General features: G+C 63.6%; 7 protein-coding genes and 1 pseudogene. All 8 read left to right on the top strand.

Annotation, left to right across the window (positions count from 1 at the left end):
• Positions 1–59 precede the first annotated feature (59 nt).
• The 8 genes and pseudogenes from tviB (at position 60) to prsT (CFK21_RS11425) (ending at position 13,572) form a co-directional block, all read left to right on the top strand.
• Positions 60–1,334 (top strand): annotated as a pseudogene (gene tviB, locus CFK21_RS11460) (Vi polysaccharide biosynthesis UDP-N-acetylglucosamine C-6 dehydrogenase TviB).
• Between the two features lie 145 nt (positions 1,335–1,479).
• On the top strand, positions 1,480–2,487 hold the full coding sequence (locus CFK21_RS11455) for an NAD-dependent epimerase (RefSeq protein WP_096366785.1): 1,008 nt from the start codon (positions 1,480–1,482) through the stop codon (positions 2,485–2,487).
• Positions 2,488–2,505: 18 nt separating this feature from the next.
• A complete protein-coding gene (locus CFK21_RS11450) occupies positions 2,506–2,979 on the top strand; it encodes a cyclic nucleotide-binding domain-containing protein (RefSeq protein WP_096366784.1) in 474 nt (157 codons plus the stop codon).
• Positions 2,980–3,122: 143 nt separating this feature from the next.
• Positions 3,123–4,523, top strand: a complete 1,401-nt coding sequence (locus tag CFK21_RS11445; protein WP_096366783.1) for a TIGR03013 family XrtA/PEP-CTERM system glycosyltransferase — start codon at positions 3,123–3,125, stop codon at positions 4,521–4,523.
• Between the two features lie 181 nt (positions 4,524–4,704).
• Entirely contained in the window at positions 4,705–6,768 is a 2,064-nt protein-coding gene (prsK, locus tag CFK21_RS11440) for an XrtA/PEP-CTERM system histidine kinase PrsK (RefSeq protein ID WP_157745643.1), read from the top strand.
• Positions 6,769–6,811: 43 nt separating this feature from the next.
• Positions 6,812–8,176: a PEP-CTERM-box response regulator transcription factor gene (gene prsR / locus CFK21_RS11435; RefSeq protein ID WP_096367596.1), complete on the top strand. Its 1,365-nt coding sequence runs from the start codon at positions 6,812–6,814 to the stop codon at positions 8,174–8,176.
• Between the two features lie 21 nt (positions 8,177–8,197).
• Positions 8,198–10,960, top strand: coding sequence for an XrtA/PEP-CTERM system TPR-repeat protein PrsT (gene prsT, locus CFK21_RS11430; protein ID WP_172844297.1), 2,763 nt, complete (start codon positions 8,198–8,200; stop codon positions 10,958–10,960).
• 119 nt (positions 10,961–11,079) lie between these two features.
• A complete protein-coding gene (prsT, locus tag CFK21_RS11425; RefSeq protein WP_231971503.1) occupies positions 11,080–13,572 on the top strand; it encodes an XrtA/PEP-CTERM system TPR-repeat protein PrsT in 2,493 nt (830 codons plus the stop codon).
• Positions 13,573–13,578: the final 6 nt, after the last annotated feature.

Raw genomic sequence — 13,578 nt, 5'->3', positions numbered from 1 at the left:
AGCCGGTTGTGTCGGTCGAGAGAATAAAACTCAGTACAATCAAGGGGTATATCAGGATGATGAAGCTGGAACAGGCCCGGATCGCGGTCGTCGGACTGGGCTATGTGGGGCTGCCGCTGGCGGTCGAGTTCGGCCGGCGCTATGACACCCTGGGCTTCGATATCAATGCCGGGCGCATCGCCGAGCTGCGCCGGGGCCATGACAGCACGCTGGAAGTCAGCGACGAGGAACTGCACCAGGCAGCCCGGCTGCGCTACACCGACGACGCCGGCGAACTCGCCGATGCCAATGTCTATATCGCCACCGTGCCCACCCCGATCGACGACGCCAAGCGTCCGGACCTGCGGCCGCTGGAAGGCGCCAGCCGCACCATCGGTCGCGCGCTGAAGCCGGGCGATGTCGCCATCTTCGAGTCCACCGTCTACCCGGGGGCGACCGAGGAGGTCTGCGTGCCGATCATGGAGACCGAGTCCGGACTGACGTTCAACCGGGACTTCTTCGTCGGCTACAGCCCCGAGCGCATCAATCCGGGCGACAAGGAGCATCGCGTCACCACCATCCTCAAGGTCACCTCGGGCTCGACCCCGGAGACGGCCGAGTTCGTCGATGCGCTGTACCGTTCCGTGATCACGGCCGGCACCCACAAGGCCAGCAGCATCCGGGTGGCCGAGGCCGCCAAGGTGATCGAGAACACCCAGCGCGACGTCAACATCGCCCTGGTCAACGAACTGGCCCTGATCTTCAACCGCCTCGGCATCGACACCGAGGAGGTGCTCAAGGCCGCCGGCACCAAGTGGAACTTCCTGCCCTTCCGCCCCGGCCTGGTCGGCGGCCACTGCATCGGCGTGGATCCCTATTATCTGACCCACAAGGCGTAGCAGATCGGCTATCACCCCAGCATGATCCTGGCCGGGCGGCGGGTGAACGACGGCATGGGCGCCTTTGTGGCCGAGCAGGTCATCAAGCTGATGACCAAGAAGCGCATCCACGTTTCAGATGCCAACATCCTGATCATGGGGCTGACCTTCAAGGAGGACTGCCCGGATCTGCGCAACACCCGGGTGGTGGATGTGGTCGCGGAGTTCAGGGATTACCATCCGCGCGTGGACGTCTACGATCCCTGGGTCGATCCCGATGAGGCGCGCGAGGAATACGGCATCGAGGTCATCCCCGAGCCTGAACCCGGCAGCTACGACGCCATTATTCTGGCCGTGGCGCATCGCCAGTTCGTGGAGATGGGTGCCGAGCGCATCCGCGCCCTGGGCAAACCCGGCGCGGTGCTGTTCGACGTGAAATACGTGCTGCCGCCGGAGATGGTGGACGGGCGGCTCTAGCGATTTTCAACGCAGAGTCGCACAGACGCAGAGGATGCAAGGCTTTTTGTAGTAATGATGCTTTGCGTCCCCCGCGTCTGTGCGACTCTGCGTTGGGGTTTTATCTTGTTCATGTATCAGCCGAGATTTCGCAAGGGAGAGAATAATGAAGGTTCTGATCACGGGTTCGGCGGGTTTCATCGGCTCCACACTGGCGCTGCGGCTGCTCGAGCGCGGCGACGAGGTCATCGGCATCGACAATCTCAACGACTATTACGATGTCAGCCTCAAGCAGGCGCGGCTGGACCGCACCCTCGGCCACTCCGGCTACACCGATGTGCGCATCGACCTGGAGGACCGGGAGGGCATCGCCCGGGTGTTCGAGCAGCACCGGCCGCAGCGGGTGGTCAATCTGGCCGCTCAGGCCGGCGTGCGCTATTCGATCGAGAACCCGCTCGCCTATGTCGACACCAACCTGGTCGGCTTCGCCAACATCCTGGAGGGCTGCCGCCACAACGGGGTCGAGCACCTGGTCTATGCCTCCAGCAGTTCGGTTTACGGGGCCAATACCAAGATGCCCTTCTCGGTGCACGACAATGTGGATCATCCGGTCAGCCTGTACGCCGCCTCCAAGAAGGCCAACGAGCTGATGGCGCATACCTACAGCCACCTGTACCGGATCCCGACCACGGGGCTGCGCTTCTTCACCGTCTACGGCCCCTGGGGGCGGCCGGACATGGCGCTGTTCAAGTTCACCCGCAGCATCCTGGCCGGCGAACCCATCGACGTGTTCAATTACGGCAAGCATCGGCGCGATTTCACCTACATCGACGACATCGTCGAGGGTGTGATCCGCACCCTGGACCGGGTGCCCGAGCCCAACCCCGAGTGGAGCGGCGACGCGCCGGACTCGGCCTCCTCGACCGCCCCTTACCGGCTGTACAACATCGGCAACAATCAGCCGGTGGAACTGCTGCACTACATCAAGGTGCTGGAGGACTGCCTGGGCCGCAAGGCGGAGATGAACATGCTGCCGCTGCAGCCCGGTGACGTGCCGGATACCTACGCCGACGTCCAGGACCTGATCCGCGATGTCGGCTACAAGCCCGCCACCACCGTGGAGGAGGGGGTGGCGCGTTTCGTGGACTGGTACCGGGATTTCTACAGGGTCTGAGCACAGGGGAGGCTTGCAGTGGTGCCGTCTCTGCAGTCGCTGCTGCAGCACCCCGGATTCGCCGAGGGCAGGTACTGGCACCGGGCCGACTATCCGGCCAACCACTGTCTGTTCCGGGCCGGGGATCCGGGCGATGAAGTCTATGTGCTGCTCAGCGGGCGGGTGCGCGTCACCGGTGACGTCAGCCTGGACGATGAGCGCCATATTCGTCCCGGGGTGTGCGACCTCGGGCCGGGCGCGGTGTTCGGCGAACTGGCGCTGTTCGATGCCGGCCCGCGTTCGGCCAGCGTGACCACGCTGGAACCGGTGGAACTGGCCGTGCTCGACGGGGTGGAACTGCTGCGCTTCTTCGATGCCCATCCGGATATAGGTTATCCGGTGCTGCGCGAGATCATCGAGATGCTGGTGGGGCGGCTGCGGCTGACCAACGACAAGGTCTGGTCGCTGCTGGCCTGGGGGCTGAAGGTGCATTCCATCGATCGGCTGCTGTAGTCCGCATTGGCGGTCAATTTTCATTCCCGGCCGCCGATAGCCACAATATAGTCCAGACTATAAGGAAGCCGCCTCCGGGAAGCGGCTTGTACCGAGGTGACAATCCCGGCGGAGTGCCCCGCATTCCGCCATGGAACGGCATAATGGCAACGATCAGGATATTCCGCCACTACATCCCCACCGCCTTTCTCTATCTGGCGGTGCTCGAGGGTGTGTTCTTCTTTCTCGCCTTCGAATGGGCCGTGGCCATCCGCTTCTGGGAGTCCGATCCGGCCACCGTGGCCAGCGTCCAGCCGGTCTGGCCCAAGGCGATCGTGTTCTCCCTGACGCTGGTACTCAGCATGGCCGGGATGGGACTGTACGAGCGGCGCACCCGGGACGGCTTCGAGGGCCTGCTGCTGCGCGCCATGGCCAGTTTCGCGCTGAGCCTGGTGCCGCTGGCGGTGATCTTCTACCTGGCGCCGGAACTGTTCCTCGGCCGCGGGGCACTGGCCATCGCCTATTCCATCAGCCTGCTCGGGCTGGTCCTCACCCGCGGCCTGTTCCTGCGCCTGGGTGACCAGTCCATGCTCAAGCGGCGGGTGCTGGTGCTGGGTACGGGCAGAAAGGCCGCCCTGATCACCCGCTACCGGCGCAGCAGCGACATGCGGGAACTGCATCTGGTCGGGTTTGCCCGCATGGGCGATGCCGAGGAGCAGGTCGATCCCGAACGCATCCTCGAAATCGACAGCCCGCTGGCAGAATATGTCACCGATCATGATATCGACGAAATCGTGGTGGCGGTGGACGACCGTCGCCGCGGCCTGCCTGTGGACGAGATCCTGGACTGCAAGATGAGCGGCGTCGACGTGGTCGACCTGCTGAGTTTCTTCGAGCGCGAACTGGGCAAGATCAAACTCGATGTGCTGGACCCGAGTTGGATGTTCCTCTCGGACGGGTTCCGGGGCGGGGCGGTGCGTGCTTATCTCAAGCGCCTGTTCGATCTCACGCTGGCCCTGGTGCTGCTGCCGCTGCTGCTGCCGTTCATGCTGGTGGTGGCCATCGCCGTGTTCGTCGAGGGCGGTTTCCGCGGGCCGATCCTGTACCGTCAGGTGCGGGTCGGGGAAAACGGCCGTCCCTTCCGGATCGTGAAGTTCCGCAGCATGCGCACGGATGCCGAAAAGGACGGCGCCCAATGGGCCAGCCGCAACGATGCCCGGGTGACGCGCGTGGGCGGGATCATACGCAAGGTGCGTCTGGACGAACTGCCGCAGATCTTCAATGTGCTCCGGGGCAACATGAGTTTCGTCGGGCCGCGTCCGGAACGGCCCGAGTTCGTGGAGCAGCTGGCCGAGAAGATCCCGTATTACAACGAGCGTCACCGGGTCAAACCGGGACTGACCGGCTGGGCACAGGTCTGCTACCAATACGGCTCTTCGGAAGAGGACGCCTTCGAGAAGCTGCAGTACGATCTGTACTATGTGAAGAACTACAGCCTGCTGCTGGATCTGATGATACTGGTGCAGACCGTGGAGGTTGTTCTGATGGGCAAAGGGGCCCACTGAAGCCCCGGCGCTGTCAATCGGCCGCGGCCCGGTTGTGTTTCCTCATCAGCATTGCCCGCCGGGCACGGCACTTTCATAATGCAGGTATCCGGGCCCGTGATGGTGGGCTGAGCGGCATGCAGGCGGGGCGTCTCGCTGACTGCTGAATCTGACCGGGACCGATCAAACCGTCGAGGGAAGATTGAGCATCGGTATATACAGCTACGGACTGGCCGCTCTGGCCTACCTGATCCTGACGCTGGTGCTTGCCAGTGGCTGGCGTGGCCGCCTTCAGGGCGGGGTGCTGCTGGCAGGGGTGGGCGTCTCGGCGCTGTGGGCTGTGCATGCCATGCTGGTGGCGGCAGAGTATCCGCTTGCCGTGGTCTTCATCCCCACGGCAGAGGCCCTGCGGTTCATCGGCTGGTTCATCTTCCTGTTCGGTATCCTGCGCACCCAGCGCGGCGCGGCCACCTTCTTCGGGGCTTTTTCGCCCGGGCCGCTGGCGGCCTACGGCCTGTCGGGGCTGCTGGCGCTGCTGCCGCTGTTTCCGGTGGCTATCTTCAATGCCATTCCCTTCAAGCTTGTCTATGCCCTGTATCTGGGTCTGGTGGTGGGTGTGCTGTGGCTGGTCGAGAACCTGTTCCGCAACACCAAGTCCGACCAGCGCTGGGGAATCAAGTACCTGTGCTTCGGGATTGCCGGGATCTACCTCTATGATTTCATCCTCTATTCCAATGCGGTGATGTTCAATCAGCTGGATCCGGCGATCTGGCAGGCACGCGGAGCGATCAATGCCCTGGCCGTGCCTCTGATCGCGGTTTCTGCCGCGCGCAATCCGGACTGGTCGCTGGACGTTTTTGTCTCGAGGCGCATGGTCTTTCACACGGCCACTCTGATCGGAACGGGCATTTATCTGCTGGTGATGGCGGCAGCCGGTTACTATATCCGCGCGGTAGGCGGCGAATGGGGGGATGTTCTCCAGATTGTGTTTGTCGCCGCCGCCCTGCTGGGGCTGGCCGCGCTGTTGTTTTCGGGGCATGCGCGGGCGCAGCTGCGGGTATTCTTCAGCAAGCACTTCTTCAATTACCAGTACGACTATCGCGAACAGTGGCTGCGCTTTACCCGCACCCTGTCGGCCTGCAAACAGGAAGCCGATCCCAGGGTCTGCGTGATCCGGGCCGTGGCCAGCATCGTGGACAGTCCGGCGGGTATCCTGTGGCTGCGCCGCTCGACCACGGCCTACACACCGGTTGCCCACTGGAACCAACCCTTTGAGGCGGCCTGGATGCTGGAGGCGGAATCGGATCTGGTGCGCTTCGTCGAGGCCAATGGGTGGGTCATAGATCTGCAGGAATGGCGCGAGCGCCCGGAGCGCTATGCCGACATGCACCTGCCGGGGTGGCTGCCCGAGATCCCCCAGGCCTGGCTGATTGTGCCGCTGCTTGACGGGGGGGAGCTTATCGGACTGATTTTCCTCGCGAAGCCCCTGGCGACGGTGCGACTGGACTGGGAAGTGATGGACCTGCTCAAGACCGCGACCTGCCAGGCCGCGGCCTACCTGGGGCAACTCGAGGCCAACCTGGCGCTCACCGAGGCCCGGCAGTTCGAGGGCTTCCACCGGCTCTCGGCCTATATTCTTCATGATTTGAAGAATATAATTGCCCAACAATCAATAATTACCAAGAACGCCGCCAAGCATAAACACAATCCGGCCTTTATCGACGATGTGGTCGCCGTAATGGAACACTCGGTCACCAAGATGAACCGCCTGATGAATCTGCTCAAGTCCGGATTGAGCGAGAACCGGCCACGCCCGATCAGGCTGGAGCGGCTGTTGAACTCGGTGATGGAGGAGTTGTCCGTCTATGAGCCCCGTCCCCAACTGCACAACGAGCTCGCGGAGATCGAGTTGACCGTGGATCCGGACCGGCTGCGCACTGCCCTGCGCAATATCGTGCAGAATGCCCAGCAGGCCACTACCCGGGACGGTCATGTCCGGGTCAGCGTGGAGCGCACGGAGGGGCATGTCCAGGTGAGCGTCAGTGACGACGGCATCGGCATGGAACCCGAGTTCATCCAGGAACGCCTGTTCCGTCCCTTCGACACCACCAAGGGTGACGTCGGCATGGGGGTCGGTGCATACGAGAGTCGCGAATACATCCGGTCGCTGGGCGGCGATATCATGGTGCAGAGCCAGCCGGGTGCGGGATCAACCTTCAGGATTCTGTTGCCCTGCCCCGACACGGAGCAGGAGCAGGTCGCCTGAATGTGCGGGGAATCCGATCACCTCAGCTGATGTGGGAGTACAGGTGAACGCAAGGAAGAAAACACTGCTGATCGTCGAGGATGACCCCGGTCTGCAAAGCGCGCTGAAATGGTCATTCGATGAGTTCGAGGTCGTCACCGCCAGTGACCGCGAGAACGCCATCGCCCAGCTGCGGCGTCACGAACCGGCGGTGGTGACGCTGGATCTGGGATTGCCGCCGGACCCGGGCGGCGCCACCGAGGGGCTGGCCACGCTGGGCCAGATTCTGTCCCTGGCGCCCAGGACCAAGGTGATCGTGGTCACCGGCAACAACGACAGTGAAAATGCCATTCGCGCCATCGCTGAGGGTGCCTGGCTGTTCTGCCAGAAACCGGCGGATCCGGAACTGCTGGGTTTCATCGTGGAACGGGCCTGGCATCTGCATGAACTGGAAGAACAGCAGCGGAGTGTGAATCCGGCCGCCGAATCCCCCCTGGCGGGCATCATCGCGACCAGCCCCGAAATGCTCGAGGTCTGCCGCAAGATCGAGAAGCTCGCGCCCACCGATGCCACGGCCCTGCTGCTGGGGGATTCCGGCACCGGCAAGGAACTGCTCGCCCGCAGCCTCCATGAACTGAGCCCGCGCGCCGACCAGCCCTGGATTGCCATCAACTGTGCCGCCATCCCGGAGAACCTGCTGGAAAGCGAGTTGTTCGGTTATGAGAAGGGCGCTTTCACCGGCGCCAACAAGACTACCCCGGGCAACGTCGAGTGCGCCAACGGCGGCACCCTGTTCCTGGACGAGGTGGGTGATCTGCCGCTGCCGTTGCAGGCCAAGCTGCTCCGCTTCCTGCAGGAACGGGTGATCGTGCGTGTGGGCGGGCGCAAGGAGATCCCGGTCGATGTCCGCGTGGTCTGCGCCACCCATCGCAACCTGCAGGAACAGATCCAGCAGGGCGCCTTCCGCGAGGATCTCTACTATCGCATCAGCGAAATCACCATCAATATCCCGTCACTGAGCGAGCGTCAGGGCGAGGCGGTGGTGCTGGCGAATTATTTCCTCAATCAGTATGCCGATCAGTTCAAGAAGAATTCCGTCCGCTTTGCCCCCGACGCCCTGGCCGCGATCGAGAATTACAGCTGGCCGGGCAACGTGCGTGAACTGGAGAACCGGGTCAAGCGCGCCATCATCATGGCTGAGGGCAAGCACATCGCCGCCGCCGACCTGGAACTGGACCCCGGCGATCAGGACCAGTCCCTGCCCTTCAACCTGCGTCAGATCCGCGAGGAAGCGGAAAGCAAGGCGCTGCTGCGTGCCTACCAGTATGCCTCCGGCAATGTTTCGCAGGCCGCCGAACTGCTCGGCATCACCCGTCCCACCTTCTATTCACTGGTAAAGAAATACAACCTGAATATCCAGGCGAAATAGCGGAATAAAAAGGATATGACCATGCATGCCAGCACACGATTGATCCGGGGAATGATCGCAGGACTGCTGCTTCCCATCACCGCGGTGGCCGCGGACTATCTGGAGGAGGCCAGGGACTACTATGCCAGGCAGGAATACCGGGCCGCGGTGATCCAGCTGAAAAACGCCCTGAAGGAGGCGCCGGACAACCGTGATGCCCGGCTGCTGCTGGCCCGGATCCATCTCGAAACCGGCGATGCCGCGGCGGCGGAAAAGGAGTTCAGGCAGGCGCGGCGGCTAAAGGCGGCGCGCGCCGACTGGGTCACCGGACTGGCCCAGTCCCTGCTGCGGCAGGCCAGGTTCGACGAGGTACTGCAGGAAATCGAGGTCACGGCGGATGATCCGGCGGCGCTGGCCGCCGATATCCGGGTGCTGCGTGCCCAGGCCCTGATGGCCCAGGGCGAACTGACTCAGGCCGAGGAGCAGTTCCGCCAGGCGCTGACCCTGGACGACAAGCACGCCGATGCCCATCTCGGCCTGGCCCAGCTGGCCTACAACGCCGGCGATCATGCACAGGCGCACCAGCTTGTCGACCGGGCGCTGGACAGCGATCGCGGCAGCTACAGTGCCAACCTGGTCAAGGCACAGATTCTCGCGGCCGAGAAACGACCGGAGGCGGTGACCTGGTTCGACCGGGCGCTGGAGGTCAGGCCGGACGATATCGTTGCCCGTCTCGGCAAGGCCCAGGCGCTGATCGTCCAGGGCGAGTTCTCCGCGGCGCGTCCGGTTGTCGACGAGTTGCTGGAAGTGCTGCCGGAGAACGCCCAGGTGATACACCTTGATGGCCTGCTCGAATTCAGTGCCGGCAACCATGATCAGGCGCTCGCCGCCTTCAACAAGGTCCTGTCGGTGCAGCCCAAGCACGCGCCGGCGATGCTGTTCCTGGGGACCATTCATCATCAGCGCGGCAATCTGGATCAGGCCCGGCTCTATCTGAGCGATTATCTGGAATACGCCCCGGCGCATGTACCGGCAAGGCAGATGCTGGGCAGCATCAGTCTGCAGCAGGGCAAGGTGAAGGAGGCGATCGAGATCATGCAGCCGGCCGCCGAAGCCGCCAGGGACAATGCCGGGTATCTGGCTCAACTCGGTGCGGCCTACATGCAGGTCGGCGAGGTCGAACGGGCCATGGAGTATCTGGAACGGGCGCGGGAAATCGCGCCGGAAGCGCTGCCGGTCCAGGCGCAGCTGGCGATGGGACGCATTCTGCAGGGGGACCGGGAAACGGGACTGGAGGAACTGCGTTCACTCACTGATGCCGAGGGCGGCATGGGCTATGACCGCCTGCTGGTCATGTCCTACATGGCGCTGGAGGATCATGCCGCCGCCTTGCGTGCCGTGGAGGCAATGCGCAACAGGTATCCGGACAGCGCGGAAGCGGCCAATCTGCATGCTGTGGTCCAGCTGGCCATGGGTGAGCGCAGGGCCGCGCGTCAGACCCTGCAGCAGGCGATCGACGCGGATCCGGCGTTCTCCGCTGCCTATATCAACCTGGCCAATGTCGAGTTTCAGGACGGCAATGCGGCCGCCGCCGCGGATATCCTCGAACGTGCCGAACGCCAGGGGGCGGGATCACCAGGGGTACTGCTGGCACGGGCCAGACTTGCCGAGGCCACGGGTGATCGGAAAGGCGCCGCGGACCTGTACCGGAAGGCCTATGAAGGCCATGAGAGCGAACTGCAGCCGGGACTGGCCTATGCCGATTATCTGGCCCGCAACGATGAGTTGAACAAGGCCCTGGTCGTATTGTCCGATCTGGACCGCCGGCATCCGGGACAGCCGCGGGTGCTTGCCAAGCTCGGCCTGGTGCAGATCAACAGCGGCAACCATGCCAATGCCGAGGCCACCATCAGATCACTGGTCGAAAAGACGCCGGAAAACGGCTATGCGCATTATCTGCTCGGCCGCCTGCATCTGGCGCGAAATGAGACCGGCAAGGCCATCGCCCCGCTGGAACGTGCCCTGGAACTGGGAGTGGAGGACATCGAAGCCCGGATTCTGCTGACCGAGGCCTATGCCGCGCAGGGACAGGACGACAAGGCCCTGGCCCTGATCGAACGGACGCAAGAAGAATATGCGGACATCGGCCTGGGATTCGAACTGGAAGGTGACTTTCACATGCGCCGACAGGCGCCGGCTGAGGCGCTTGAGGCCTATCGCCAGGCCTATGCCAGAAGCGCCACGCGTCCCCTGATGACCAAGCTCTACCGTGTGCATAAGGCGCAGGGAGACACCGGCCCGGCGCGGACAGTGCTTGAGACCTGGCTGCAGTCATACCCTGACGATACCGATGTTCGACTGATCTATGCCTCCGACCTCGGTCGCGCCGGCGAGTCCGCGGCCGCGCTGGAGGAATATCAGACGGTGCTCGAAAGGCAGCCGGACAACGTCCCGGCGCTGAACAATGCCGCGGTCATCGCCGCCGAAACGGATCCCGAACGCGGGCTGGAGTACGCGGCCAGGGCCTATGAGCTGTCGGCTTCACGTCCCGAGATCATCGATACCTATGGCTGGCTGCTGTTGAAGAACGACCGACCGGTCGAGGCCGAGCGGCTGCTGAAGGAAGCGGCGGTGCTGGCCCCGCATATCCCCGATATCCGCTATCACCTGGCAGCGGCCTATCACCGCAACGGCAAGAACAAGGCTGCCCTGCTGGAACTCAGGGAGATCGAACGCCGGTTCGATGAGCTGTCCCGACCCGAACAGGCGCGCTCGCTGTATCAGCAGTTGAACAGCGCAGACTGACAACCCCCCGACACGGATTATTCCAGATGATTTGTATTGGCAGATTGCTCCGCAACGCGCCCGTCATACTTGCAACCTGTGTACTTGCCCTGGCGCTTGCCGCCTGCGGCTTTGACTCAATGACCCCGGAAGAGACCCGCCTGGAGGCGAAAAGCCGGATTGCCGAGTACGACTACAAGGCGGCGGAGATCCATCTCAAGAATCTGCTGCGGGCCGACCCCGACGATATCGAGGCCAGGTGGCTGCTCGCCGATGCCTACATGAAGCAGTGGAAGCTGGATGCGGCCTACAAGGAACTGGAGAAGGCGCTGGAACTGGGCATGGCGCCGGCAGCCGTCTATCCGCGGCTGGCCAGGGCCTATTATTCCGCGCCCAGTCATCAGCGCCTGCTGGCGCTGGAACCCGAGGGGCTGGGGAGCGCGGTCACTGCACAGGTACTGGCGTACAAGTCACTGGCAACACTGCAGGCCAGGGATGTTCGGCGGGCGCAGACCTATCTGCAGCAGGCCGAGTCGCTTGCGCCGGAGCTTGGCGACGTCCAGCTGGCCGGCATCATGTACAGGCTTGGCCAGGGTGACAGGGAGACGGCCCGGGAACGTCTGGATGCCCTGGAGCCGGGTGACCCCTATCTCCAGGCATTGATCGGCCGGCTCTACCTGCGGCTGCAGGCGCTGGAACAGGCAAAGCGGCATCTTCTCGCTGCGGTGGATGCGGGCGCGCGTTTCTACAACGTCTACATCGATCTGGCGCTGATCGCGATGGCCGACTCCGATCGCGAGGCGGCCGTGGCCAATCTCAAACAGCTCAAGGCGATTGCACCCCGACACCCCGCGGTTGATTACATCGAGGGGCTGCTGCTGTTCACCGAGGCCGATTACCCGCCGGCCCTGAGTCACTTCGAACGCGTGGTCAGTACCTATGACGCCTTTGTCCCGGCCCATATGTATCTGGGACTGACCCACTATGCGCTGGGCAACGATCAGCAGGCGAATACCCATATCGAACGTTTCGTCAGTTCGATACAACGCAGCTTCTATCCGCTGGACAAGATCCGCGCACATGTCTTTTTCCGGCTCGGCGACTATCCCCGCGCCATTGAGCTGCTGCAGGGTCTGAGACAGATCCGGCCGGATGATCCTTCGGTGCTGACCCTGCTGGGTGAAACCTATCTGCGCGCTGGCGACATGGCCCGGGTCAGGGAGGTGGTCGATGCGCTGCTGGACCAGGATCCCGACAACGTTGCCTACCGGATGAACCTGGGCATGCTGCTGCTGGACTCCGGGCAGAGCGAGGCCGGTCTGGCCGAAATCGACCAGGTGGTGGAGAGCGCGGCCGAGCCGCTGGAGATCCGCAAGCTGGTCGCGCTCAAGCTGATCGACAGGGGCGAAGTCGACAAGGCCGGGGCCCTGATCGAGTCGGTGCTTGCCGAGTCCCCGGATAATGCCGATTTCCGCGAACTGCGTGCCCTGATTCATGCCTCCAGAGGCGAGTCGGAGCAGGCCGAAGACGCCTTCCTCGCCGCCATCGAGGCCGATCCCGACGATATCGGTGCGCTCAGCAATCTGGCTGTGTTCTATATGCGCTCGGGCGATCTGGAGGACGCCGAGTCCTACTATCGCAGGATTCTGGCCATTGAGCCGCAGGAGCCCCGGGCCAACCTCGGACTGGCACGGATCATGACACAGCGTGGCGAGGCCGGGGCAGCCGAGACTCACATCGAGCGTGCCCTGCATGACAACGATCCGCGCACTCGCGTCAGTGCCGCGAATATCTACACGCTGCTCGGGCGCTACGACAAGGCGGTCGGTCTGCTGCGCAGCGAGACATCCGGCGCCGTTGGTACCCAGGCCGGGCTGGCCCTGGCACGGGCCTATCTCGAACAGGGCAACTTCCCCTCCGCCGACTATGCCCTCAGCGGGCTGCCGGCCTCGGTTCTGGACAGTCTGGAGTATCTGCAGCTGCGGGCCCGTACCTCGCTGGCGCTGGGGCAGCCGCAGCAGGCGGCTGCGGCGGCACAGCGCATCCTGGAACGGGATGAGAGGAACTTCACCGCGCTGATGATCCGGTCCCAGGCCGCGCTGCTGGAAGGCCGGGTCGAGACCGCGGCAGCGACGGTCGCGCGGCTGGAGCAGTTCTACCCGGACAGTCGGGAAGCCAGGATGTTCGCCGGCGTCCTCGAGTCGGTCCAGGGCAACGAGGAGGGCTCCATCCAGTATTTCGAGGCGCTGTATGAGCAACTGCATCTGCCGCGGATCGCGATTCTGCTGTCGGACAAGTACCTCAGAACCGGCGCAGCCGATCGGGCGGAGGCGGTCCTGGACGATTGGCTGAAACAGGAAGGCGAGGATCTGGAGGTGATGGCGGCCCTGGGGAGGGTTTATATCCAGACCGGGGCGCACGCCCGGGCCAGGGAGTTGTACCAGCGTCTGCTCGAGCGGGCCCCGGATCATGTCGCCGCGCTCAACAACTACGCCATGCTGATTGCCGAGGAGCGGCCCGAAGAAGCCCTGCGGCATGCCGAGAAGGCCTACCTGATGCAGCGCAACAATCCGGCGGTCAAGGATACCTATAACAGGATGCTGGAGCTCAACGGCAGGGCGCCGGTGGAATGAGGGGAA

Origin of the sequence: Thiohalobacter thiocyanaticus (assembly GCF_002356355.1) — a bacterium.
GTDB lineage: Bacteria > Pseudomonadota > Gammaproteobacteria > Thiohalobacterales > Thiohalobacteraceae > Thiohalobacter > Thiohalobacter thiocyanaticus_A.
Note: the sequence above shows the minus strand (reverse complement) of the source record. Positions and strands in the feature narration are given on the sequence as shown.